The sequence below is a fragment of the Enterobacter cloacae complex sp. 2024EL-00227 genome (genome assembly GCF_043945315.1).
GTDB lineage: Bacteria > Pseudomonadota > Gammaproteobacteria > Enterobacterales > Enterobacteriaceae > Enterobacter > Enterobacter roggenkampii.
Genome location: NZ_JBIMQP010000003.1, coordinates 62138 through 85372, shown reverse-complemented (window position 1 = coordinate 85372; position 23235 = coordinate 62138). Strand labels below are relative to the sequence as shown.

At 55.7% G+C, this 23235-nt stretch carries 22 protein-coding genes; 7 read left to right on the top strand and 15 right to left on the bottom strand.

The genetic code is table 11. From position 1 onward, the window contains the following. Positions 1-31: 31 nt before the first annotated feature. A complete protein-coding gene (gene ppk2 / locus ACHH0Z_RS06125) occupies positions 32-850 on the bottom strand; it encodes a polyphosphate kinase 2 (RefSeq protein WP_008501727.1) in 819 nt (272 codons plus the stop codon). Positions 851-1102: 252 nt separating this feature from the next. On the opposite strand from ppk2, the gene ACHH0Z_RS06120 reads away from it, so the two are divergent. The 3 genes from ACHH0Z_RS06120 (at position 1103) to araJ (ending at position 3342) form a co-directional block, all read left to right on the top strand. Continuing rightward, positions 1103-1471: a hypothetical protein gene (locus tag ACHH0Z_RS06120; protein WP_021240196.1), complete on the top strand. Its 369-nt coding sequence runs from the start codon at positions 1103-1105 to the stop codon at positions 1469-1471. Continuing rightward, positions 1471-1977 (top strand): YbjP/YqhG family protein, encoded by a 507-nt coding sequence (locus ACHH0Z_RS06115; protein WP_045410283.1) that lies wholly within the window; start codon positions 1471-1473, stop codon positions 1975-1977. The genes ACHH0Z_RS06120 and ACHH0Z_RS06115 overlap by 1 nt, the downstream gene beginning before the upstream one ends. A gap of 189 nt (positions 1978-2166) precedes the next feature. Further along, positions 2167-3342, top strand: coding sequence for an MFS transporter AraJ (gene araJ / locus ACHH0Z_RS06110; RefSeq protein ID WP_045410281.1), 1176 nt, complete (start codon positions 2167-2169; stop codon positions 3340-3342). 6 nt (positions 3343-3348) lie between these two features. Here the strand turns inward: araJ and ACHH0Z_RS06105 are convergent, their stop codons facing one another. The 8 genes from ACHH0Z_RS06105 to ACHH0Z_RS06070 form a co-directional block, all read right to left on the bottom strand. Next, positions 3349-4440 (bottom strand): alkylhydroperoxidase domain protein, encoded by a 1092-nt coding sequence (locus ACHH0Z_RS06105; protein ID WP_045410280.1) that lies wholly within the window; start codon positions 4438-4440, stop codon positions 3349-3351. A gap of 10 nt (positions 4441-4450) precedes the next feature. Then, the gene (locus ACHH0Z_RS06100) at positions 4451-5440 is read right to left on the bottom strand and encodes a putative FMN-dependent luciferase-like monooxygenase (protein WP_045410278.1); all 990 of its coding nucleotides are present in this window, start codon (positions 5438-5440) and stop codon (positions 4451-4453) included. Next, positions 5437-7044, bottom strand: coding sequence for an ABC transporter ATP-binding protein (locus tag ACHH0Z_RS06095; RefSeq protein WP_045410276.1), 1608 nt, complete (start codon positions 7042-7044; stop codon positions 5437-5439). Before ACHH0Z_RS06095 ends, ACHH0Z_RS06100 begins: the two co-directional genes overlap by 4 nt. Then, positions 7041-7892: an ABC transporter permease gene (locus tag ACHH0Z_RS06090; RefSeq protein WP_023344202.1), complete on the bottom strand. Its 852-nt coding sequence runs from the start codon at positions 7890-7892 to the stop codon at positions 7041-7043. Before ACHH0Z_RS06090 ends, ACHH0Z_RS06095 begins: the two co-directional genes overlap by 4 nt. Beyond that, a complete protein-coding gene (locus ACHH0Z_RS06085; protein ID WP_023327539.1) occupies positions 7889-8833 on the bottom strand; it encodes an ABC transporter permease in 945 nt (314 codons plus the stop codon). Before ACHH0Z_RS06085 ends, ACHH0Z_RS06090 begins: the two co-directional genes overlap by 4 nt. A 10-nt stretch (positions 8834-8843) precedes the next feature. Then, positions 8844-10463: a TIGR04028 family ABC transporter substrate-binding protein gene (locus ACHH0Z_RS06080; RefSeq protein WP_045410274.1), complete on the bottom strand. Its 1620-nt coding sequence runs from the start codon at positions 10461-10463 to the stop codon at positions 8844-8846. A 149-nt stretch (positions 10464-10612) separates the two neighbouring features. Further along, positions 10613-11623 carry an alcohol dehydrogenase AdhP gene (gene adhP / locus ACHH0Z_RS06075; protein ID WP_023327537.1) on the bottom strand — a complete coding sequence of 337 codons (1011 nt, stop codon included), beginning with the start codon at positions 11621-11623 and terminating at the stop codon, positions 10613-10615. Between the two features lie 197 nt (positions 11624-11820). Continuing rightward, entirely contained in the window at positions 11821-13530 is a 1710-nt protein-coding gene (locus tag ACHH0Z_RS06070) for an ABC-F family ATP-binding cassette domain-containing protein (RefSeq protein ID WP_008501718.1), read from the bottom strand. Positions 13531-14076: 546 nt separating this feature from the next. Between ACHH0Z_RS06070 and ACHH0Z_RS06065 the strand changes: the two genes are divergently transcribed. Further along, complete coding sequence (locus ACHH0Z_RS06065; RefSeq protein ID WP_039025266.1) at positions 14077-15222, top strand: HNH endonuclease signature motif containing protein; 1146 nt, start codon at positions 14077-14079, stop codon at positions 15220-15222. Positions 15223-15225: 3 nt separating this feature from the next. Further along, positions 15226-15753: a YrhA family protein gene (locus tag ACHH0Z_RS06060; RefSeq protein ID WP_032622941.1), complete on the top strand. Its 528-nt coding sequence runs from the start codon at positions 15226-15228 to the stop codon at positions 15751-15753. A 586-nt stretch (positions 15754-16339) separates the two neighbouring features. On the opposite strand, the gene ACHH0Z_RS06055 is transcribed toward ACHH0Z_RS06060, so the two are convergent. The 4 genes from ACHH0Z_RS06055 to ACHH0Z_RS06040 all read right to left on the bottom strand — a co-directional run bounded on the left by ACHH0Z_RS06055 (position 16340) and on the right by ACHH0Z_RS06040 (position 19745). Further along, positions 16340-18037 (bottom strand): NAD-dependent malic enzyme, encoded by a 1698-nt coding sequence (locus ACHH0Z_RS06055; RefSeq protein WP_044596484.1) that lies wholly within the window; start codon positions 18035-18037, stop codon positions 16340-16342. Positions 18038-18213: 176 nt separating this feature from the next. Beyond that, positions 18214-18351, bottom strand: a complete 138-nt coding sequence (sra, locus tag ACHH0Z_RS06050; RefSeq protein WP_008501714.1) for a stationary-phase-induced ribosome-associated protein — start codon at positions 18349-18351, stop codon at positions 18214-18216. Between the two features lie 95 nt (positions 18352-18446). Next, on the bottom strand, positions 18447-18662 hold the full coding sequence (bdm, locus tag ACHH0Z_RS06045; protein ID WP_013096534.1) for a biofilm-dependent modulation protein: 216 nt from the start codon (positions 18660-18662) through the stop codon (positions 18447-18449). Between the two features lie 231 nt (positions 18663-18893). Next, on the bottom strand, positions 18894-19745 hold the full coding sequence (locus tag ACHH0Z_RS06040; RefSeq protein WP_025911005.1) for a Vmh family MBL fold metallo-hydrolase: 852 nt from the start codon (positions 19743-19745) through the stop codon (positions 18894-18896). 110 nt (positions 19746-19855) lie between these two features. Between ACHH0Z_RS06040 and ACHH0Z_RS06035 the strand changes: the two genes are divergently transcribed. Next, on the top strand, positions 19856-20731 hold the full coding sequence (locus ACHH0Z_RS06035; RefSeq protein ID WP_045410272.1) for a LysR family transcriptional regulator: 876 nt from the start codon (positions 19856-19858) through the stop codon (positions 20729-20731). A 19-nt stretch (positions 20732-20750) separates the two neighbouring features. On the opposite strand, the gene ACHH0Z_RS06030 is transcribed toward ACHH0Z_RS06035, so the two are convergent. Beyond that, positions 20751-21710, bottom strand: coding sequence for a hypothetical protein (locus ACHH0Z_RS06030; protein ID WP_045410270.1), 960 nt, complete (start codon positions 21708-21710; stop codon positions 20751-20753). 115 nt (positions 21711-21825) lie between these two features. Between ACHH0Z_RS06030 and ACHH0Z_RS06025 the strand changes: the two genes are divergently transcribed. Then, positions 21826-22254: an OsmC family protein gene (locus tag ACHH0Z_RS06025; RefSeq protein ID WP_008501708.1), complete on the top strand. Its 429-nt coding sequence runs from the start codon at positions 21826-21828 to the stop codon at positions 22252-22254. Positions 22255-22277: 23 nt separating this feature from the next. Here ACHH0Z_RS06025 and ACHH0Z_RS06020 read toward each other — a convergent pair whose 3' ends face one another. Beyond that, positions 22278-23183 carry a LysR family transcriptional regulator gene (locus ACHH0Z_RS06020; RefSeq protein ID WP_044596480.1) on the bottom strand — a complete coding sequence of 302 codons (906 nt, stop codon included), beginning with the start codon at positions 23181-23183 and terminating at the stop codon, positions 22278-22280. Positions 23184-23235: the final 52 nt, after the last annotated feature.

Below are 23235 nucleotides of genomic sequence, written 5' to 3'. Positions count from 1 at the left end.
GCGCTGCGCTTGCGCGGGCCTACTCTTCAAATCAGAACCGCTCCTCCACATACCGGAACGGGTATTTCGTGGGTTTGACCTTGCCGATTTTGCGCTTCGGTAAATCCACCTTGTCGACGTGAATTTCTTTATACGGGATCTGCGAAAGCAGATGCGAAATAATATTCAGGCGCACGCGTTTTTTATCCTCTGAACGCGCCACAAACCACGGCGCCCAGGCGGTATCGGTGGCTTCAAACATGGCGTCGCGCGCAAGGGTATACTCATCCCACAGGTTAAAAGACTTAATATCCATCGGCGACAGCTTCCAGATCTTACGCCCATCGTTAATACGGTCGCGCAGGCGTCGCTCCTGCTCTTTCGGCGTCACCTCCAGCCAGTACTTCAGCAGGATAATCCCGGCATCGACCATCGCTTTTTCCATAACCGGCGCGCCGTCCAAAAATTTCTCTGCCTGTTCTTCCGTGCAGAACCCCATCACCCGCTCAACGCCCGCGCGGTTATACCAGCTGCGATCGAAGATCACGATTTCGCCCGCCGAAGGCAGGTGGGGCACATAGCGCTGGAAGTAAAGCTGGCTTTTTTCCTTTTCAGTCGGAGCAGGGAGCGCAACAACGCGAAACACGCGCGGGCTGACGCGCTCGGTGATCGCTTTAATGGTGCCGCCTTTGCCGGCGCCATCACGTCCTTCAAAAACAATACACACTTTTAACCCTTTGGCGACGACCCACTGCTGGAGCTTAACCAGTTCGACGTGCAGGCGGCGGAGCTCTTTTTCATACTCTTTGGTCTTAAGCGGTGCATTCGATACGACATCAACAGCGACAGGGGTTTTCTTTTTGCTTCCCATGATTGTCATCCTCAGGTTGTCCGGCGTGGAAAAAGCGAGGCCGCACTATGAAGTGTAATCCACCTGATATTATGCGTATTGTTTTTAGGTAATTAATGTCTCGACACTTTTTTAAGCAGATACAGAGGTATTAACGAAGGTGCTAAGCACCTGTTTCCCTATGCAGATGCAATAAAATCAGCACATTTAATCCCACACTCTATGTGTGGTTAATGTGATAATTTCATTCTTATTTACTTAAAGGAACTAAGAATGAGTTGGAATAAAGACGCTGCGGTTTCGTATCTCCGTTCACACGCTCTGGGACGCTCTCATAGTGAATGTGCTAAGTTTACCCGCCTTGCCATTCTGGCTGGCGGTGTTAAGGTAGCGAACACAGATTATGCAAAAGATTATGGGGTTGAATTATTACGTGCTGGATTCAGTGAGCTGCCGCCCGGTTCAACGTTAATTGCTGGTGATGTGGCCGTGATACAGCCATACCCTGGTGGAAATGGCATAGGTCACATGACTATGTATGACGGTACACAATGGATTTCTGATTTCGTTCAAAAAAGTATGTATCCGGGGCCTGGATACCGCAAAATGCAACCATCCTTTAAAATTTACAGGATGCATTGATGAAAAGGATATTGTTATCATTCGTTATGTTGCTGGTGGGATGTAGTTCGGCTGCTAATCAAGAACGTAGTGCACAAGACGCTACTGAATCATTTTATAAATCCTATCTTTCCGTATTCGGCAGCGATGAAGCCAGGCCTTATCCTGCCGACGAACTGCGTAAATATGTTTCTGCTGATACTATTGCTCGTATCAATGCTATTCAGGAAATCTCTGAACAAGAGTTAATAGAGTCTGACTATTTTACGTATACACAAGATTACTCCCGTGAATGGATACCTGCGTTACGAGTGGAAAACGCCAGACCATTTTTAAACGGTGAAGTAGTCCACGTCATTGAAGGGGCGGGTAACGGGAGAAGCATCCATCTTGAGGTATTTCTTCGTCGTGAAGATGATGCATGGAAAATTTACCGCGTTCGTGACGTAACGAATAATCACGAGCACCCAATTTTCGATGCTGGCGCGATTACACGCGCTAAAGCAGCGGCAGAAAGCACACCGTAAAAGCCAGACCTTAAACCCTTTAAAGCCCTGACGCCTGCCGGGGCTTTTTGTTTGCCAATCCCACCGCGTAGCAGTTGGAGAAAAACCCTGAATCAATGGATTAACCTGTCAGCCATCTGATTTGAACTGGCTCACCATACAAGATTATTCAATAATGCCCGCTGCGAGTGATTAACCCTTGGTTGAGGTATGAAAAAGACAATATTTTCGTTGGCGCTTGGCACATTTGGCCTGGGCATGGCTGAATTTGGCATCATGGGCGTGTTAACCGAGCTGGCGCATGACACCGGTATTTCGATTCCCTCCGCCGGGAATATGATCTCGTTTTATGCCTTCGGCGTGGTGATTGGCGCCCCGATTGTGGCGCTCTTCTCCGGCAAGTTCTCGTTAAAAACCACGCTGCTGTTTCTGGTGGCGATGTGCGCTGTTGGCAACGCCCTGTTTACGTTTTCTACGTCATATTTCTGGCTGGCGCTGGGGCGGCTGATTTCCGGTTTCCCGCACGGCGCGATTTTCGGCGTCGGGGCGATTATTCTGTCTAAAATTGCGCCGCCGGGGAAGGTGACGGTCGCGGTGGCCGGGATGATCGCCGGAATGACCGTCGCCAACCTGGTGGGTGTGCCGCTCGGCACCTGGCTGGGGCATCAGTTCAGCTGGCGTTATACCTTTTTCCTGATAGCCCTGTTCGATGCGCTGGTGATCCTCTCGGTGCTGATCTGGGTGCCGGACATTCATGACAAATCAGAAATTAAACTGACCGAGCAGTTCCAGTTCCTGAAGAAACCGGAGCCCTGGCTGATTTTTGCCGCCACCATGTTTGGCAACGCCGGTGTATTCGCGTGGTTCAGCTTCGTTAAGCCGTTTATGGTCAACCTTTCTGGCTTTTCTGAAGGCATGATGACGATCATCATGATGCTGATGGGCCTTGGCATGGTGTTGGGCAATCTGCTGAGCGGCAAGCTCTCGGGGCGTTTTAGTCCGCTGCGCATTGCGGCCACCACCGACATGGTGATTGTTGCCTCGCTGCTGCTGCTTTTCGCCTTTGGTGAACTGAAAACGGCCTCGCTGGTGATGGGCTTTATCTGCTGCGCCGGGCTGTTCGCGCTCTCCGCGCCGCTGCAAATCCTGCTTCTGCAAAATGCGAAGGGCGGCGAGATGCTGGGGGCGGCCGGAGGGCAGATGGCGTTTAATCTCGGCAGTGCGATCGGGGCGTACTTTGGCGGGATGATGATTACCCTCGGCTTTAGCTGGCGCTACGTCACGCTGCCTGCGGCGTTACTCTCGTTCTCGGCCATGAGTGCATTACTGATCTACGGTTACCTGCGTGCCAGACAGGCTCAGGCTAACGCTCGCGCGCTAGCCTGATGGAATTCAGGCTAGCCAGGGCTCGCCCAGGGTCAGCATCAGGCGGTTGGCCCAGGCGAAGAACGCGGCGGACTGCACCAGATCAAGCTGGGCTAAGGTGTCCAGCCCCTCTTTTTCCAGCGCGGCAAGGTGCAGCGGCGTGGCGGCAGGCGGGGTTACCGACAGCGCTGCCGCAAAATTAATCTCCGCCTGCCAGCGCGCAGACTGCCCCTCGCTCAGGGACTGTCCCGGACGCACGGCCAGCAGGGCCTCTACCGCCGCGTCATCCTTAGACAGCTGGCTGGCTTTCCGCGCATGGACAGATGCGCAGTAAATGCAGCCGTTGATTTTACTGGCGACCGTTGCCGCCAGCTCGCGCTCGGCGCGCGGCAACCCCCCCGGCGTATAAAAAATCCCTTTATCCGTTAGCGTGCGCTGTTCAAGCACCGGCAGGTTGCGCCCCAGCAGGCGGAAATAGTCGGAATCGGTGTGGCCAAACTTCGCCAGGATCGCAACCTCGTCATCACGAAAATCCGCCAGCGGTTTGGCGGCGATCCACGGCTCCCAGCCCAGCTCCTGCTGGGTGAAGGCGACGGGAGCCGCCTTCCCGGTGGCCGTGGTGGCGTTCGTGTGCCAGACGCCTGCCGCCACCGGCGCATCGCTTGTGGCGACAGGCCTGTCGTTCAGCAGCCGCAGGCCGGCAATCAGTCGGCTCTGAAAGCTGACAAAGGCGATAAGCTGCGCCAGCGTCACGATGCCTTCCTTGCTCCAACCCGCCTGGGTCAGCGCCCTTAACGATGTCGGCGTGGCTTCGACGGGGGAGAAGGTCAGCAGGCGCGCGAAATTGAGCGCCGGGGTCAGACGGTCTGAGGTCGGGTCTGCCAGGCCAAACCCCGCATAGTGCGCGGCCAGCGCCTCCGCGTTGTGCCACCTCGCAACTTTTGCCGCGACGGCAAAGCGCTCGTCCAGCGCAAAATCGCTATCCTGCTGAGTAAATAAGATTTCGTAGCTGCCCTGGGCGTGGCGCGTGGCGGCGTCCCGCGTGGCGCGCGCCTCTGCCAGAGGGGAACCGGGTTTGATTTCCGCCAGCTCGGCGAGAATGTCCTGACTTAATGACATAGGTGTCTCCTCAAAGGATGTGGGGGGCAATATGTTCGGCGATCAGTTCGATAGAGCGCAGGGTGTCGCGATGGGTGGGCTCGACCGAATGGACCTGGAATGAGATGTCCGTGGCGCGCCGGAGGACGGAATCGGCCTGCAGCGAACGCAGCACCATCTCGGGCGAACCGATGTGGGCGTCGAACTGGCGACGAAAATCGGTGACGGTGTCACCCTTAACCGCGTGTCCGGCAGCGCGATGCTGCTGGGCCTGTCTGGTGAGACCCGGCGTCGCAACCTTCAGCGCATAGTCATCGCTGTCGGCGACGAATGCCGTACGGGAGGCCAGAATACGCGGTGCGATACCGGCAGGCAGGGCCTCAAGGTAGGCATCCACAATCGGGTTCTGGATCGCGTCGAGCGTGAGATCCAACTGGTCTGCCGGACGCGGCTGCGTGCGGGAGAGCATTAACCCGTGTCCGGCCCGTGCGGCGCGAACGGCGCCGTCGACGGAAAAGGTGGCAATCCAGATCCTGTCAGCCAGCTGTGGCGCTGGCGGGTAGAGGTGGTTATCCGGATGGGTAAGCGAATCCCCGCGCCAGGCGCTCTGGATCACATGTAAATGGTCGGCAAAGGCCGCGCCGCGTTGTTCAAACGTCAGTCCGAACGGCAGGAAAGAGGTCGGCGTGCCGCCCGAACCAAAACCGACTTCGAGACGTCCATCGGCGAGTAAATCCAGCACCGCCGCATCTTCCGCCACGCGCAGCGGGTTTTCCATCGGCAGGGTGATGATGGCCGTGCCCAGCCGAATGGTTTCGGTATGCGCCGCCACGTGGGCCAGAAACAGCAGCGGCGACGGCAGGCCGCCTTCACTTTCGTGGAAGTGGTGCTGGGCAATCCAGGCGCTGTCAAAACCGTGGCGTTCGGCGTGGCGGATCTGTTCTGTAGCCAGTCGATAGCGCTCTTTCGGCGTGGCGTCGTCAAGCAGGCGGGTGAAAAATCCCAGGCGTTTTCGCGTCATGCGAACTCCTCCGTAGCGGGTGAAAAATGGGGAATGGCGGCAATCAGCTCGCGGGTATAGTCGTTCTGCGGTGACGTGAATAAGGTCTCGACGTCACCGTGTTCGACCACCTGACCGCTGCGCAGCACCGTGACGCTGTGGGCGATCCGGCGAACGGTAGAGAGATCGTGCGTGATGAACAGGTAGGTCAACCCCAACTGCTGCTGCAGCTGCTGAAGCAGCGCCAGGATCTGCGCCTGGACGGTGACGTCCAGCGCGGAGGTGGCTTCGTCCAGCACCAGAATGGTCGGCTCCAGGATCAACGCCCGGGCGATGGCCACGCGCTGGCGCTGCCCGCCTGAAAGCTCTCTGGCGGTGCGGGTCAGGAGTTCGACGGGCAGGGCAACCCGCTGCGCCACGGTCTCCACCCGGGCCTTTCGCTCCGCCTTGGCGAGGCGAGAAAAGTTCTTCAGGGGCTCTTCGATGATCTCGAACAGCGTCTGACGCGGGTCGAGAGAGGCGAACGGGTTCTGGTAAACAAACTGGATCTTCTGGCGCAGCTGACGGCGGGCCTCGCGGCTGAGGTCGGTGGCATCAATGTCATCAATAATGACCTGTCCGTTATCCGCCTGTTCAAAACCCAGCAAAATACGGGCGAGGGTGGTTTTCCCGGAGCCGGATTCACCGACCAGCGCATGCGTGCTGCCGCGTCTGACGTCAAACGTCACCCGATCCAGCGCCTGAAGCTGATGACCTTTACCCAGCGAGAACCGTTTGCTGATGGCGCGGGCGCGAATGGCCGGTGACGCGAGCGGGAGACCGGCTACCGGGGCGATGGTCAGGCGCTGGCCCTGAAGATCGCTCAGCAGCTGACGGGTGTAGGCGTGCTGCGGCGTGCGGACGATATCGGCGGTGTCGCCGTGCTCCTGAACCTCACCGTTGCGAAACACCAGCAGCCTGTCCGCGCGCTGGGCTGCCAGGGCCAGATCGTGGGTGACAAACAGAACGGCGGTGCCCGATTCCCGGCGCAGGATATCCAGCAGGTCGAGAATGCGTTTTTGCACCGTCACGTCCAGCGCGCTGGTGGGCTCATCGGCAATGATGACGTCCGGGCTCAGGGCAATGGCGATGGCAATCAGCACGCGCTGTTTCATCCCGCCGGAGAGCTGATGCGGATACTGCTTCATGCGCTGTTCGGGGTGGCTCAGGCCGACCTTTTTCAGCAGGGCGAGCACCTGCTCGTCGCGTTGGGCGTGAGTCATCTTCTGGTGCAGCTGAATAATTTCCCCGACCTGCGCGCCGATCGTCTTTACCGGATTGAGTGAATTACCCGGATCCTGCGGAACCAGGCTGATTCGCGCGCCGCGAAGGGTATCGAGACGCTTCGCTGACCACCGGCTAATCTCCTCGCCGTTGAGCACGATTTTCCCCGCATCCCGACGGGCGTTATCCGCCAGCAGGCCAATGATCGCCTGCGCCGTGGTCGTTTTGCCGGAACCGGATTCGCCGACAAAGGCCAGCATTTCCCCCCGCCGAAGGGCGAAGCTGACGTTATGCACCACCTCGCGCCACTGGCGCGCGGTACGGTAGCTGATGGTCAGGTTTTCTACCGAGAGTACGGTCATTTCAGGCCTCCGCTGAACTGCTGGCTGATACGGTTGGTGGCCAGCACGACGGCGATGACGACCACGCCGGGGAAGGTGGTTAGCCACCAGGCGGTAGAGAGATAGTTACGGCCTTCGGCGATCAATAAGCCCCATTCCGGTACGGGCGGCGGGGTGCCGTAGCCGAGAAAGCTCAGCGTGGAGAGGGCCAGAATGGCCTGACCAAACTGCAGCGTGGCAAAGGCAAGGACGGCGGTTAAGGCGTTGGGCAGGATGTGTCGCCACAGCACCGCCAGGAACGTCCCGCCGCTGCCGAACGCCGCCTCGACATAATCCGTATGGCGGATGCGCACCACTTCACCGCGCGCGAGGCGGGCGAAGCTGGCAATAGAAGCCACGCCGACGGCAATGGCGGCGTTAACGGTGCCAAACCCGAGCAGAATAATGACCGTCAGCGAGAGCAGCAGAGACGGAATGGACAACAGCACGTCGACAAAACGCATCAGGAAAGACTCGACGCGTCCTGCGAACGCCCCGGCGATCACCCCGAGACCGGTGCCCACCACCAGCCCCATCGTGACGGCAGCGAGCGCCGCGCTCAGGGAGTGGGACGCACCGTACACAATACGGGTGTAAACATCGCGGCCAAGCTGATCGGTGCCGAGCCAGTGGCCCGCCTGCGGCGCCAGACGTTGCGCTCCGGCGATGCCCTCAATCGGGCTGTAGTGGGTTAACAGGCCGGGCGCCACGGCGGCAAAAACCGCGAGAATAATCACCGCCCACGCCAGCCACAGTCCCGGCTGCCACGCGACGCCCTGCCAGCCGGGAACGCGTTTTCGCGCCGCGGCAGCGTAATCGACCAGGCTCATGATGCACCTCCGGTAACGGTTTGCAGACGGGGATCCAGCAGCGGCATCAGCAGGTCCACCAGCAGATTGATCAGGACAAAGCCGAGGGCGGAAATCATCACCACCGCCTGAAGCACGGCGATGTCCTGGTTATTTACCGCCTGCTGGGTTAGCTGCCCGAGCCCGCTGCGGCCAAATACGGTTTCGGTGATCAGTGCTCCGGCAATCAGCTCGCCCAGCAGCAGCCCGGCAATATTGAGTACCGGCAGCAGCGCGTTGCCGGTGACGTGACGCCACAGGACGGCGGTTTCACTCAGCCCTTTGGCGCGGGCCACGGCGACAAACGGCTGCGTCGCCACCTGGTCCAGGCTGCGCATCAGGATTTGCGCCAGCGGGGCGGAGATCGGGATCGCGACGGTCACGATCGGCAGGATCAGCCCCTGCAGCGGCGTCGGGTTAATCACCGGTATCAGCCGCAGCTGGAAAGAAAAGAGCTGGATGAGGGCAATCCCCAGCCAGAACGTCGGTAAGGAGATAAACAGGACCGGCAGCGACTGTAGGGTATTACTTAGCCAGCGCAGACCCGGCAGGCGCGACGCAAAGGCCAGCGCAAACGCCAGCAGGACCGCGAGTAAAAAGGCGGGCAGGGCGAGGCTCAGGGTATCCGGCAGATTGCTGGCAATCAGCTCGCTGACCGGCACGCCTGCCTGTAACGAGTAGCCGAAATCCCCGCGCAGCATCGCCAGCAGCGTGTGGCCGTATTGCTGCCACAGCGGGCTGTCCGCGCCGTAGGCCACGCGCATCTCCTCGATTTGCGCCGGGCTCAAGCCCAGGTCGGGGTTCTGAAATTTAATCAGCACCGCGTCGCCCGGCAGCACCTGGAGCAACACGAACGAGAGGGTAAAGGCGGCCCACAACACCAGCAGCCCGTGCCCAAAGCGTTGAAGAAGTGCGTGGCGCATCGTCAGCTCCTCAGTGTTTCTCAAGCCACGCGCCGTAGAACGACGGGCGGCCGACCGCTTCAAAACTGACGCCTTTCAGCCACGGCGCACCGGCAAAGACCTGCGGCTCCTCGAAAATCGGAATGACGTAGGCGTTATCCAGCAGGTAGCGCTGGGCATCGCCGGTCAGCTGCAGGCGTTTTTGCGGGTCGACTTCGGCGGAGATATCCACCAGCAGCGCATTCAGCTTGTCGTCACGGAAGCTTTTGACCTTGTCACTGGAGCCGCCTTTTTGCAGCAGCGCGTCGCGGTTAGCGGGGTAGAACATGCTTTTCACCACGTCAGGATCGGCGCGGCCCACTTCGGAGACGGTTAACGGGGTCTTCAGCGGATCAAGGTTATCCAGCGTGCGGCTGCCTGCGTCACCGGCTTTCACGCTCAGCGCCACGCCCACCTGACGCCACTGCTGGGCAACCAGCTGCAGCACCTCTTTATTTTGCGGCTGCGGCAGGGATTCATATACCGTCAGCGCCAGCCGCTGGCCGTCTTTGGCGCGGATGCCGTCGCTGCCCGCTTTCCAGCCCGCCTCGTCCAGCAGCTGGTTAGATTTAGCCGGGTCAAAGGACAATTTGTCGCTGAGATCGACAAAGCCAGCGGCGGAATCGGCAATCACCGACTTCGCCTGCGGATAGTTAGCCGAGAAGAGGGTCTCAACCACCTGTTTTGCATTGGTGGCATGCAGCAGCGCCTGGCGGACGCGAATATCGGAGACCAGCGGGTTATCCGGGCGGAAGCTGATGCTGTCGTTCACCCCGCGCGTTGGGGCGGCGTAGATTTTATAGCCCTGGTCTGTCGCCTGCTTTTCGTCATACGCCTGCACCTGGCGAATAAAGTCGGCCTGACCGGCCAGCAGGGCGCCGACGCGCACGCTGTCTTCCTGAGTCACGATAAACTTGATGCCATCAAGATTGGCTGGCCCCTGTTGCGCCAGATTTTTTGGCCCCCACTGGTAGTCCTTACGCGCTTCCAGCGTCACTTCGCGACCCAGCTTCTCGTCCTTCACCACAAACGGGCCGGAGCCGATGATATGCCGGGCGTCACCCAGCTCTTCAAAGTTGCGCTTCAGCGTGCTGAGCGAGACCAGGCCCGAGCCAATCGTGGCCGTGCCCTGCAGGAACCCCGGTGACGGTTTTTTGAAGTAGAACTTCACGGTCAGCGGGTCGACCACTTCGCTGCGATCGTAGTTATTGATCACTTCTGACACCGGCAGGCGCTGCGCCTTGTTGCCTAAGCCGTAGGTATCAAAGTTTTTTGCTACGGCGTTGGCGTCCAGCGGCGTGCCGTCGGAGAAGGTGATCCCCGGGCGAATTTTGAAGGTGTATTCGGTTTTATCGGCGTTGGTGGTCCAGCTTTCGGCCACCCACGGTTCGACCTGCAGCGTCTTTGGGTTTTGCCACGTCAGTTTGTCGGTGATCTGGTTCAGAATGCCGCCGTTCGGGTAGAAGCCGCCGGCAGGCGGATAGAGGTTGGTGTGCGCCTGTTGCTCCAGATAAATCAGCGTGCCGCCTTTAACAGGCGCATCCGCGGACCAGGCGGCGGTGGTCGTCAGAATCAGCGCCGTCAGCAGCGGCAGACGAAATGGGGTTTGCATGGTGAATTCCTTTGTTATCTTCTTGTTAGCGTCGGATTCATCATCGGGCGCGGGGGAAAACAAGGGAACAAAGGAATTAAGATAAGGATTGCCGGAAAATGGCTATAAAAAAACCGCCCCGGAGAGGAGCGGTGATGAACGGTGAACGATTACGAACGTAAGTCGATCACCATACGGCCACGGATCTGGCCCTGTTCCATCTCTTTAAAGATGGCGTTGATGTCCTCGATCGGACGCATCGTTACTTTCGGCACCACTTTACCTTCAGCGGCGAACTGGAACGCTTCCTGCAGGTCCTGGCGGGTGCCGACCAGCGAACCCACCACCTGAATGCCGTCCAGCACCAGACGCGGAATATCGAGGCTCATCGCTTCCGGCGGCAGGCCAACCGCGACCACGCGGCCACCGGCACGCACGGCATCAACGGCAGAGTTGAATGCTGCTTTTGCGACGGCAGTGACGACTGCGGCATGCGCGCCGCCGGTTTTTTCCTGCACAATCTTAGCGGCATCTTCGCTGCGGGAGTTGATGGTGAGGTCCGCGCCCATGCTGGCCGCCAGCTTCAGCTGTTCGTCGTTAACGTCAAGGGCGATGACTTTGGCGTTAAAGACGTTTTTGGCGTACTGCAGCGCAAGGTTGCCCAGCCCGCCCAGACCGTAAATCGCAATCCACTGGCCCGGCTTAATACCCGACACCTTCACCGCTTTGTAGGTGGTCACGCCAGCGCAGGTAATGCTGCTGGCCGCCGCCGAATCCAGACCGTCCGGCACTTTTACCGCGTAATCCGCGGTGACGATGCACTCTTCCGCCATGCCGCCGTCAACGGAGTAACCGGCGTTTTTCACGTCACGGCACAGGGTTTCGTTGCCGGAATTACAGTATTCGCAGTGGCCGCAGCCTTCAAAGAACCAGGCCACGCTTGCGCGGTCGCCGACTTTCAGCGACTTCACGCCAGGGCCGACTTCTTTCACGATACCAATTCCTTCATGGCCCAGGATAACCCCGGTCTTGTCGCCAAAATCACCGTTCTTCACGTGAAGATCGGTATGGCATACGCCACAGCACTCCATCTTCAGCAGGGCTTCCCCATGCTTTAGCGGGCGTAAGGTTTTTTCGGTGACGCTGACCTGGTGGTCCTGAGTGACAACAGCAGCCTTCATGTGTATCTCCTTGTTCATGATAAGAATCTGCATAGCAGGTGTAATACCCCTTAAGGATTAATACATTAGCCTGGTAATGCAAGGCTGCGGCAACATAATGTCATCATTTGATTCGATTTCAGATTAAGAATACGGCGATCCTCTAATAATTAAGGGGGGAAAATGCTGGCCCGGCGAGGTGCTCGCCGGGCGCAGACTTACAGCTGGGCTTCTATCTCCTCAATCTCTTTACGCCATTGCGCCTGGAGCTGCGGCTTTTGATGCTTTGGCTTGCGCGCCAGATCGTCTTCCAGCAGCGTTTCCAGCGCGATCAGCCGCTCAAGCAGATCGTCATGCGGCGAGGGGTGAACCGTCGCGGCGACAGCGGGCGCAGTGGCTGTCACCAGCCCCGCGCGTTCACGCAGCCGCTCAAACACCGCTTCTGCATCGTGCCATTCGCTCAGCGTACCGTCCTCAATCAGCCAGAAACGGTTGCAGCTTTGGCTAATTAACTGACGGTCATGGCTGACCAGCAGGACGCCGCCTTCGAACTGTTGAAGGGTGTGCGCCAGCGCCTCTTTGCCTTCCATGTCCAGGTGGTTGGTGGGCTCATCCAGCATCAGCAGGCTGTAGCGGGCAAGCGTCAGGCCCACGAACAGCAGGCGCGAGCGTTCGCCGCCGCTGAGCGTGCTGACTTTCTGCCCATGGCGGGACCACGGGAACCCGGCGCTGATGAGCGCCATTTTGCGGTTCTGCGGATCCGGTGCAAAAGGCTCCAGCGCGTCGAGCAGCGTGGCGTTGTCCGGCAGCTGATGCAACGTTTGGTCGTAGTAGCCCGGCGAGACGCGCGGATGGATTTTCAGCCCGCTGTCCGCCGGTTCATCGGAAAAATGTCGCCAGATAAGCTTCATCAACGACGATTTACCGCAGCCGTTACGACCGACAATCGCCACGCGATCGCCGCTTTTCAGCCGCGCCGTTTCGATGTTAAACAGCGGCGGTAGCCCAGGCGCGGGCGGGACGCCGAGGTTTTCCATCTCCAGCAGACGGTCAGCCCGCAGCGCGTCGCCGCGCAGGGTTAACGTCCACGGGCTGCCCGCCGTGAGCGCGGTCTGGCTCTCTTTGAGCCGTTCGACCTGTTTTTCCATCTGTTTGGCTTTGCGGGCCAGGTCTTCGTTATCGTAAACCTTACCCCAGGTCGCCAGACGTTTGGCGCTGGCGGTCACGCGGTCGATCTCCTTTTGCTCCGCCTTGTGGCGCTGCGCGTCGGTCTCATCTTTGGCTTCCAGCGCCTGACGTGCCGCCGTGCAGGGAAGGGCAAAGTAGTGCAGTGTTTTATCGCGCAGGATCCAGCTGCCGTTGGTGACGGCATCCAGCAGCTGTCTGTCATGCGAGACCAGCACAAAGCTGCCCGACCAGGTCTGTAAAAAGTGCTCCAGCCAGAGCATGGTCGGCAGGTCAAGGTGGTTGCTGGGTTCATCCAGCAGGAGCAGGTCCGGCTCGTGAATCAGCGCCCGGGCCAGCAGCAGGCGGGTGTGCTGCCCGCCGCTCAGCGTGGCGGAGTACAGCATCATATCCTGCGGCGTAAAGCCCATGCCTGCCAGCAGCGTTTCGGCTTTCCAGCGCAGGCTGTCCCGTTCCGCTACGGGCAGCTGGGCCAGGACGGCATCCAGCATGGTGAGCGGTAAAATAGCGTCCGGGAGATGTTGCTCCACGCGCGCCATCAGGCAATGCCCGGCCAGCGCTACCGTTCCGGCAGCAGGGGAATCCGTGCCGTCCAGCACCTTCAGCAGCGTACTTTTACCGCAGCCGTTGTCGCCCAGCAGGCCAATGCGGTCGCCTTTTTTCAGCGTAAAGGAGAGTGAGTCGAAGAGCGTGCCAAACGCCGTATCAACGCGTAAAGATTGTGCAGTGAGTAAAGTGCTCATTGTTGCTTACCCAAGAGTTACAGGCATGTTTATGCCTCGTCAAACATCGCTGACGATAACTCAGTAAGCCCGAGAGAAGGGATTTCAGGGGTTGGTGTCTTCGCTCAAGCCGAAGTTATCGCAGCACGATACCGATAACGCTTGAGCGGGTGCGATCACCAAATGTATGTGAAACATTGAAAATTTCACGATACAGCATAATTGGCCTCCTTGTATATTCAGTGGGTTAATGGATGAAAGGAGTGTAGCGGGGGAAAAGGGGTTTGGCTAGTGGGTATTCGAGGGTGCGGTTTGTTGCCCTCACCCTGACCCACAGGGAGAGAGATATGCAAACTCGCTGGCTATAATTTAATCGCAGAATTGTTGTAACACGCTGATTAAAAAGAAGAGTAAAAATAGCATTTTGAAGTATATAAATTCCGGATTGCAAAATTCAACAATTCGGATTTTATTTAAGTTAATCCAGTATGATATGCATCATAAAGCTGATATTTATTTCCTCTATTGCTGTAGTCATTTATAACGATTAAAAAATAGAGGGATACTATGTTCAGATTATGTGAGATCTATGACTTTGAGCGAGATGCTACTCTTTTGGACTTCGAAAATATAGTGAGTCCAAAGCGGGGCTTGGAATTGGCATGTTATTACTATGTGTTAGACTACAGCGCGTATAAGTCAAGGTTATATTTTGATATACCTAATAGAAAATGGAATGGCGATAGGCATTTTGGTGAGAAATTTAAAAGGCAACCTTTAACGTACTATGATCCGATTTATGATGATTTAGAAAGGGAGTTGTTGCTCGGTCGAATAGTTGCTGTAGATACAGATAAACATTGGACTTGGTATAATAACCCTTTTTCTTTTGATGATAACGGTGAAATAGTTTACGAGCCGTTTATGCCTGGTTCTTGGGAATGTTCATTCCGTGATTCAGTGTTGAGCGCATATCATGTAGTGCTGGAGCGTAATCAACGTATCAAACCACGTCCTACACAGAAAATACAGTATGGCGCACCTGGATATGTTGAACCTGAGCAACATGCTCAGTCAGCAAAGACCATAAATAACAAGAATGTAGGGCGTCTGTTAGCCGCTGGCGGCGTTTATAATGGTAACGTTGAGGGATTTAGAAAGACTGCTGAACAACTGGGTGGAGAAGCTTTAGAAGGTTATAAAGGCGTTATGACCGATACTAACATTGGAATGGGTATAGCTGCTGCATCAATTCTTTTGGTAAAAAATCCTGCGATGGCTGAAGAACTAACAGGATTTTTAGGGAAAACAAAAAATACAAAAGTCTTCTTACAGAATGTAAAAGTTGAACAAATAAATTACTTACGCAGACCACGTGATGAATATTTATCACTTAGAAAAGAATTTGATAATACAGTCAGAAAAAATTTTATGAAAAGCTTATCAGTCGAACCAGGTATTGATCATTACTTTAATACTTCTCAAATTGAATTAATGGCACATGGAGGTGTTCCTGATTCCTGGCAGGTTCATCATAAATTACCTCTTGATGATGGGGGCGACAACAGTTTTGGAAATTTGATACTAATACAAACAAAGCCATATCATAATGCATTAACTGGGGCACAAAAATCCGTTACTAAAGATTTGATGCCAGGTCAAAGCATTGATACATTATGGCCTATGCCAAATGGAACATTTTTCAGTAAATAGGTGATGGAAATGGAAAATATAAGTTTTCAAGATATTGATAAATCAGTTGAAATTTTAAAAAACAATATGATTAAATATCATTATAATATTGCAACACCGCTTCCTCAAGAAATACAGGAATTTATTCAAAGCGACGTGCCTCCCGCAGACTGGAATGAAATAAAGAAAAATATACACAAAGACATAAAAACATTATTTGACGAAGTGGAGGAGGTTAAATATTTTTATACAAAAATTGATGGTTTAGAATTTAATGCAGCGACGATATATGGGTTCAGTCAGATTGCTGATGGGGAAATGCTGTGGTCAAATATCTATACAATGAACTTTTATAATAGAGATAATGAAATATTCATTGATCCGGACTTAAAAGATAACATTGTTATTGGTGAAGATAGCATGTCATACTTTTTATATAATATGGAATGTAAAACCTTTGAAATTAGAGATAAGATTGCCCCTGGCGTTCTAGAATCATTCATTGAATTCAACGGCATTCTGAAGTATATAATTAGAACGACAGAACTTTGAAGATAAAAAGGGGCTCTATTGAGTCCCTTTGCTATTTTATTCCAGCGCACCATATATTGGTTCAGCAATCCAGCCATACGTAGCTGCCGGAAGCAAGCCACTAACCCCGTAAGGACGCAGCAGGGAACGTTCCTGGGCTGGCGTGAAGATGAGTATCAGAAATTTGTTTTAACGGGCCAGGTCGAAGATTAATAAAAATCCCGCCATTTTTGGCGGGATTTTATTTTTTCAACTTTTAATAGAAGCTTTAACTTCTCAACATCATCATTGCTTAAAGCTCTTTTGAACTCCACACTTCCACATCATAAGCAATCATAAGCAATCATAAGCAATCATAAGCAATCATAATGCTCATTTCGTAAACCGTTGCAGTGGGGACTTACCGATTTACGTACACTAATTATTTGTTGCTTCTTCCAGCAAGATGAATGCATACGATAATGAGGCATTACAACACCCACAACAGCAGCCATTCAATTTTTTTTCAATGACTATTATTCGAGTAAGTGATTAAAAATATAAGCCTTTGTTTTAAATTTGTCTTATACGACCCTCTCCCACCGGGAGAGGGAACGGGCGGAGCGGATCAAATCGACGTACGGCGATAGCTGCGGTATTCAGGCTTCCAGAAGTTGTCGTCGATGGCCTGCTGCAGCGCGTCGGCAGAGGTTTTCACCGCCACGCCCTGCTGCTGCGCCATTTTACCCACTGCAAACGCGATAGCGCGCGACACCTTGTGAATGTCCTTCAGCTCGGGCAGAACCAGACCTTCGCCGTCGTTGACCAGCGGCGAGTGGCCCGCCAGGGTTTCGCTCGCCGACATCAGCATTTCATCGGTGATGCGGGACGCGCCGGAGGCGATAACGCCCAAACCAATGCCCGGGAAGATATAGGAGTTGTTGCACTGGGCAATCGGATAGGTTTTATCCTTCCACACCACCGGATCGAACGGGCTGCCGGTGGCCACCAGCGCGTTACCTTCGGTCCAGGCGATGATGTCCTGCGGCGTCGCCTCCACGCGGGAAGTCGGGTTAGACAGCGGCATCACGATAGGGCGCTCGCAGTGCTTGTGCATCTCGCGAATGATCTCTTCGGTGAAGAGACCGGTTTGCCCGGAAACGCCGATCAGAATATCCGGCTTCACGTTACGCACCACGTCCAGCAGGGAAAGGACTTCGTTGTCGGTATCCCAGTTTTTCAGGTTTTCGCGTTTCTGCACCAGCCTGGTCTGGAACGGCAGCAGGTTCGGCATGCCGTCGGTCAGCAGGCCGAAACGGTCCACCATAAAGACGCGGGAGCGGGCCAGCTCTTCGCTTAAGCCTTCGCGCTGCGTCTGGGCGATAATCTGCTCGGCAATACCGCAGCCCGCGGAGCCTGCGCCAAGGAAGACGATTTTCTGGTAGCTCAGCTGGCTTCCCGCCGCACGGCTGGCGGCGATGAGCGTACCCACCGTCACGGCCGCGGTGCCCTGGATATCGTCGTTAAAGGAGCAGATCTCATCGCGATAGCGGTTCAGCAGCGGCATCGCGTTTTTCTGCGCGAAGTCTTCGAACTGCAGCAGCACGTCCGGCCAGCGGTGCTTCACGGCCTGAATGAAGTCGTCGACAAACTGATAGTACTCGTCGTCGGTAATACGCGGATGGCGCCAGCCCATATAGAGCGGGTCGTTGAGCAACTGCTGGTTGTTGGTGCCGACGTCCAGCACCACCGGCAGGGTATACGCCGGGCTGATGCCGCCGCAGGCGGTATACAGAGAGAGTTTACCGATAGGGATCCCCATCCCGCCAATGCCCTGGTCGCCGAGGCCAAGAATACGTTCGCCGTCGGTCACCACAATCACTTTGATATTGTGGTTCGGCACGTTCTGCAGAATATCGTCCATGTTGTGACGGTTCTGATAAGAGATGAATACCCCGCGGGAGCGGCGGTAGATCTCTGAGAAACGCTCGCAGGCGGCACCCACCGTCGGGGTGTAGATCACCGGCATCATCTCTTCGAGATGGTTTTGCACCAGGCGATAGAAGAGGGTTTCGTTGGTGTCCTGGATGTTGCGCAGATAGATGTGTTTGTCGATTTCCGTTTTGAAACCTTGGTACTGGATCCACGCGCGCTCTGCCTGTTCTTCAATGGTTTCAACCACTTCTGGCAGTAGACCCAGCAGGTTAAAGCTGCTGCGCTCTTCCATGCTGAAGGCGCTGCCTTTGTTGAGCAGGGGGAATTCGAGTAAAACCGGTCCGGCGTATGGGATGTATAAGGAACGATGTTTTTTCAGTTTGTTGTCCATGTCACTCACTCTTTTTATGAAGATCCGTCCCTGACACTGCTGTTTGTCATCTTTCTGGCCTGTGCGATGGGGTGCGGTCCGGCGGTATTATAAAGGAGCTAAATATTAATTACCGCAACACATAAACAAAAACACCACCGGGATTACCGATGGTGTTCTGGATCTCAGTCTGGAACTTACTTGCCCGCGTGGCGTTTTCTGCCGGTGGCGTGAGTGACTTGGGTTTCGTGGTCGCCTTCAATCACCACTTTGCGCTGATTAGAAAGCTTGTAGTTCAGTCCCAGAATATGACGTGCCTGACGGTTCGATTTCATATTAACTCCTCAATCCTGTTGATAGTTTTAAGGACCAGTTTGCTTACGCAAACGAAATGTAACCCCTTAGGTTGCAGATCCAGCTTAGCAGGTTTTTACAAGGGTGCGTTTTGCCCGCTGACGACGTAGTTAATGGTCTGCTGGTAGATGTCACTGAGGATGTCATTATCTGTGGATTCCACCCATTTGGTCAGTTCCATCAAAATGTCATCTTCAGTCACAGCACCGTGCTCGGCGTGAAGACCCTGTGCAATCGCGTTAACGAGTTCAGGTTGTGCTGCTGCGGTATTTGCCGGGTAATAAGTAAACATGCTGCCTCCGTGTCGTTGTCTGTTTAATGGTACGGCTCGCAAAAAATTTAATTCACAAACAGAATGGCAAATATTTTCCCGGTTGTGGCTCAGATTCATCTTAGAAATAAAAATGACATAAGTGTATGCTTTTGTGTGCTTTTGAAATGGGGGGTAAATCGACGTGGCGCTGAGAGAATATTATGACGGTGCTCCTGCTATCTCGAAAAAATAGCAGGAGCAGCGTTTAAATTACCACTTCATTTCGCCGGTATTCACCTTAGCGCTTAATTCCAGCGAGCTCTCTTCAGCCAGATTCGGATACTGTTTTTTCAGGGTGCTGATGACGCCCGCAGAATCTTTATGAACGGATAAGGCCTTTTCAAAGCGCTGGAGATAGTCACGGGTAAAATCAATCGCACCCGTCCCGGCTGGCGGGGTACCCAGATAGTGACCCGGGATCACGCGCTCGGGTTTGTGCGCCGCCATGTTCACCAGCGTTTCCTGCCACTGCTTACGGCTTTCCGCTGTCTGGGTGTCCGCCGTCCAGACGTGAATCCCCCAGGCTACGCCAGTGCCGCCGAGGATGGTCTTTGCGGACGGGATCCATACATAGGCCGCATAGCTGTCAGGCTGTTCGATGTCGATCTTCTCCCCGTCAACCATAAACGTGGTGGAGGCGAGCACCTGCGGGACGACCAGCTCCGTTGGCGCGCCGTCTTTCATCTGCGGACCCCAGAAGGCGAGCTTGGCGTCTTTAGTGGCCTTGATGTGATCAACCACGTGCTGCGTGGCCACCACTTTGGCGTTCGGGAAGGCTTTGACCAGCGGCTGCAGGCCAAAATAGAAATCCGGATCGCCGGAGGTGATCACAATCTTGTTCAGGGTCTTACCGCTTTGACGAATTTTCTCTACCAGCGCTTCGCCATCCTTCACGCTGAACTGCGCGTCAAACAGCACCGCTTCTTTCGGGCCGGAGACCAGCGTGGAGGAGACCGCGAAAATGCCTTTCTCCTGCGGGTTATAGGTATCAATGCTTAACGGCGCGGCAAAAGCAGCCGGCGTGAAAAGGGTGGAAAGCAGGGCAAGGTGAGTGAATTTCATGCTGTTGTCTCTGTTGTTCAGGAATGTCTCTATTGTACGGAAATTCGCATTTGCCAGAATTCCTGAAACAAGACATGCTTAGTTTCATAAATCGAGCAGATGGAGTTGATATGGATCGCGTGATTGCCGCTCAGGTTTACAACCGCATATGCGAGCTGGGAAGTTTGAGCGCGGCGGCCCGCGCGCTGGGTATTTCCCGCCCAATGGTGAGCCGCTACCTTGAGCAGATGGAGAAATGGGCGGGCACGCGGCTGGTAAACCGCTCCACGCGCAAGCTGACGCTGACCGCGGCAGGCGAAAAGGTGCTGCAAAAAACGCGAACGCTCTCGCAGATCTCGCAGGAAATTGAAGGCCAGTCGGAAAAAGATCTCCCGTCTGGCACCCTGCGGGTGGCCTGCGCGCACTTTACCGCCATGCACCTGATTGCGCCGGTCCTGCCCGGTCTGCTCTCGCGCTACCCGCAGCTGCGCATTGAGCTGGACGTGAACAACCATCCGGTCAGCCTGGTGGGAGAACGCATTGATGTTGCCGTACGCATTACCGATAACCCTGAACCCGGCATGATTGCCCGTCGGCTGGGGGAGTGTCGCTCGGTCCTTTGCGCCTCGCCGGACTATCTGGCGCAGCACGGCACGCCCGGCAGCCCCGAAGAACTAGCCCGGCATAACTGCCTGCACTACAGCTTTTTTGCCGGGCAGTCCTGGCACTTCCTGACGCCGGAGGGCGAAAGCCTGAGCGTGGCCGTCAGCGGCAACCTGAGCGCCAGCATCTCTTCGCTGCTGATGGACGCGGCGATTAAGCACTGCGGTATCGCCATGCTGCCGGAGCGTGAGGCGCGTGCCGCGCTGGAGCAGGGATTACTGGTGCCGGTACTGGAGGGGCTGGAGCCGAAGCCGCTGGCCATCCATGGCATTTATCAGTCCCGGGAATACCAGCCTGCCGCGCTGCGGGCGTTCCTTGATGAGCTGGCCCGCTATCTGGCATGAGCGCGGCGTTTGCCGTCGTTTACTTAGCCTTTAGCCAGGGGGAGGCCGTGCTCCAGAAAATAATATCCGCCCCGAGATAATTTTCCGCGAACCGATCAAATTCTGCTTTGGTGAAGGGCTTGCCGGTCTCAGGGTTCTTATAGGTCAGGGTCGGTTCCTGAACCGCCATGGCGATAAGCGGCAGCGTCTGTTTATTTTTATGGAAGAAAGGATAGGCATTCTTCATATGCGCCTTGCGGTTGGGAACAATGTCCGGCCCACCGAGGCCGACATTGTTGGCGCTGGCATACGCAAAAAGACGCCCCATGTAGTTGCGGTCATTATCCCATTCGCACGGCCAGAAGTTCACGTATTGCACCACGTGTGATTTCTGAAAAGCCTTGCGCGCAAAGGCCAGGTTTTCCATTTCTCCCGCAAAATAACTGTCGCAGGTAAATCCGGCGGGCGGATTTTTTTCGTCAAGATCGATGGCGGTTTCAGGCAGGTTTACGCCATATACCTCGCCATCAAAGCGTTTCGCGAGGGCGGCCAGCAGCGCCTGGTAGCGCTGGCGCACCGCGGGATCCCACTGACGCGCCACCCAGCCTGAACCGACTGGCTTCCCTTCGCCGGGGTTATCGAACTGCAGTGCAATCCCGCCTCCGTATTGCTTATCGTGCATCAGATAATCCGGCACGTAGCGCGCGTCCGCCTCAAAGAAACGGTCCTGAATCTGGATAAAAAGCTTTTTCCTGGCAGCCTTAAGACGCGCGAGATCCCGTTCAATGCGCGAGAAATCGTAGCGATCCTTCTCAGGCTCAAGCGCGCGCCAGTTGTAGACGATCTGTACGCCGCCGATATCGCTTCGCACAACGAGCGGGAACGCCGCGTCGAGCCCGCCGGAGCTGGTATAGATAAAGTTCTCGGGCGTTTTCGCCTGCAAAGACAACGATAGAGCGAGGGTAGCGATCGCAACGGCCATCCTGATTTTTAGCGCCATAGGTTTATCCTTTTTGTCGGTACAGCAGGTGTAAGTCCCGGAATTGTCTGTGTTCCAGGGGCAGTCAGATGCGTAGTCTATACTTAACCCTTTGTAAGCCAAAAGGAGAGCAAGAATGACTATTCATAAGCACGGTTCGGCACACTGGTCTGGCGACATTAAGCGCGGTAAAGGAACGGTTTCCACCGAGAGCGGCGTTCTCAATCAACAGCCTTATGGCTTTAATACCCGTTTTGAGGGTGAAAAGGGGACCAACCCCGAAGAGCTGATCGGCGCGGCACATGCGGCCTGCTTCTCGATGGCGCTGTCGCTGATGCTCGGCGAAGCGGGCTATACCGCCGACGCCATTGATACCACCGCGGATGTCTCCCTCGATAAAACGGACGGCGGTTTTGCCATCACCAAGGTTGCCCTGAAGAGCAAGGTGACCGTTCCCGGCATCGCCCCTCAGCAGTTCGACGGTATTATTCAGAAAGCCAAAGCGGGCTGCCCGGTTTCGCAGCTACTGAAAGCCGAAATTACGCTGGACTATACGCTTAACTAAGCCTCAGCCGGGCTGGCGCCCGGCTATCCCTTCAGCGCGGCGGGAAACACCTCCGCCAGCCAGGCAATAAACACCTTCAGACGGTGCGTCAGATGGCGATTCTGAGGGTATACCACGTGAAATGGATAGGCGGCAGGGCGCCAGTCGCTCAGGATCGCCGCCAGCGTTCCCGCCTGTAAATACGGCTTTGCCGAATACTCAAACGTCTGCACGATCCCCAATCCTGCCACGGCCGCCGCCAGGTGGGCATTACTTTCATTTATGCCGAGATAATGGGGGATATTGATTTCCATCGCCTCGCCATGCCGCCTGAAGCGAAAGGGAAACGCCCGCCCGGTGACGGGCGACAGGTAGCTAATGAGCTTGTGGCCGTTGCACAGCTCCTGTGGATAGGCTGGAACGCCATGGTTTTTCAGGTAGCCCGGCGTCGCGCAGGTGACCATTTCGGCGTTACCAATATGGCGAGCGATAAGGGTCGAATCGTCCAGCGGGCCGCCGCGGATCACGCAGTCTACGTTACCGCTGATGAGATCGACCGGCCGGTCGGCCACGCCAAGGTCGATGCGGATATCCGGGTAGCGCCGCATAAAATCCGGCAGCAGGGGGATGAGCACGTCCCGGGCGGTGGAGCCGCCCACGTCAACCCGCAAATGCCCTTTGGGCGTCGCGCGGGAAACGCGAAACGCGGTGTCGATGTCTTCGATATCTATCAAGACCCTGAGCGCTTTTTCATAGTATTCCATCCCTTCCGGCGTCGCGACCACCCGGCGAGTCGTTCGGTGCAGGAGGCGTATCTCCAGGTGCGTCTCAAGCGATTTCACCAGCTTGCTCAGCGTGGCGATGGGCATGTTCAGCGAGTCCGCCGCGCGGGTAAAGCTGCCGGTTTCCACCACCCGGGTAAAGGCGCGCATCGCCATGAGCTGATCCATGAGACTCCCTCTGATTATTTCTGTATGTGAATAGTCATTTTCATTTTTGCTG

Excerpts from the sequence above, each read along its gene's own strand:
- ACHH0Z_RS06115 (WP_045410283.1), top strand. The coding sequence starts at position 1,471 with ATGAAAAGGATATTGTTATCATTCGTTATGTTGCTGGTGGGATGTAGT.
- ppk2 (WP_008501727.1), bottom strand. The coding sequence starts at position 850 with ATGGGAAGCAAAAAGAAAACCCCTGTCGCTGTTGATGTCGTATCGAAT.
- ACHH0Z_RS06090 (WP_023344202.1), bottom strand. The coding sequence starts at position 7,892 with ATGAGCCTGGTCGATTACGCTGCCGCGGCGCGAAAACGCGTTCCCGGC.
- ACHH0Z_RS06085 (WP_023327539.1), bottom strand. The coding sequence starts at position 8,833 with ATGCGCCACGCACTTCTTCAACGCTTTGGGCACGGGCTGCTGGTGTTG.
- ACHH0Z_RS06060 (WP_032622941.1), top strand. The coding sequence starts at position 15,226 with ATGGAAATGGAAAATATAAGTTTTCAAGATATTGATAAATCAGTTGAA.
- ACHH0Z_RS06080 (WP_045410274.1), bottom strand. The coding sequence starts at position 10,463 with ATGCAAACCCCATTTCGTCTGCCGCTGCTGACGGCGCTGATTCTGACG.
- araJ (WP_045410281.1), top strand. The coding sequence starts at position 2,167 with ATGAAAAAGACAATATTTTCGTTGGCGCTTGGCACATTTGGCCTGGGC.
- ACHH0Z_RS06105 (WP_045410280.1), bottom strand. The coding sequence starts at position 4,440 with ATGTCATTAAGTCAGGACATTCTCGCCGAGCTGGCGGAAATCAAACCC.
- sra (WP_008501714.1), bottom strand. The coding sequence starts at position 18,351 with ATGAAATCGAACCGTCAGGCACGTCATATTCTGGGACTGAACTACAAG.
- ACHH0Z_RS06120 (WP_021240196.1), top strand. The coding sequence starts at position 1,103 with ATGAGTTGGAATAAAGACGCTGCGGTTTCGTATCTCCGTTCACACGCT.
- ACHH0Z_RS06020 (WP_044596480.1), bottom strand. The coding sequence starts at position 23,183 with ATGGATCAGCTCATGGCGATGCGCGCCTTTACCCGGGTGGTGGAAACC.
- ACHH0Z_RS06065 (WP_039025266.1), top strand. The coding sequence starts at position 14,077 with ATGTTCAGATTATGTGAGATCTATGACTTTGAGCGAGATGCTACTCTT.
- adhP (WP_023327537.1), bottom strand. The coding sequence starts at position 11,623 with ATGAAGGCTGCTGTTGTCACTCAGGACCACCAGGTCAGCGTCACCGAA.
- ACHH0Z_RS06095 (WP_045410276.1), bottom strand. The coding sequence starts at position 7,044 with ATGACCGTACTCTCGGTAGAAAACCTGACCATCAGCTACCGTACCGCG.
- ACHH0Z_RS06070 (WP_008501718.1), bottom strand. The coding sequence starts at position 13,530 with ATGAGCACTTTACTCACTGCACAATCTTTACGCGTTGATACGGCGTTT.
- ACHH0Z_RS06035 (WP_045410272.1), top strand. The coding sequence starts at position 19,856 with ATGGATCGCGTGATTGCCGCTCAGGTTTACAACCGCATATGCGAGCTG.
- ACHH0Z_RS06040 (WP_025911005.1), bottom strand. The coding sequence starts at position 19,745 with ATGAAATTCACTCACCTTGCCCTGCTTTCCACCCTTTTCACGCCGGCT.
- ACHH0Z_RS06030 (WP_045410270.1), bottom strand. The coding sequence starts at position 21,710 with ATGGCGCTAAAAATCAGGATGGCCGTTGCGATCGCTACCCTCGCTCTA.
- ACHH0Z_RS06055 (WP_044596484.1), bottom strand. The coding sequence starts at position 18,037 with ATGGACAACAAACTGAAAAAACATCGTTCCTTATACATCCCATACGCC.
- bdm (WP_013096534.1), bottom strand. The coding sequence starts at position 18,662 with ATGTTTACTTATTACCCGGCAAATACCGCAGCAGCACAACCTGAACTC.
- ACHH0Z_RS06025 (WP_008501708.1), top strand. The coding sequence starts at position 21,826 with ATGACTATTCATAAGCACGGTTCGGCACACTGGTCTGGCGACATTAAG.
- ACHH0Z_RS06100 (WP_045410278.1), bottom strand. The coding sequence starts at position 5,440 with ATGACGCGAAAACGCCTGGGATTTTTCACCCGCCTGCTTGACGACGCC.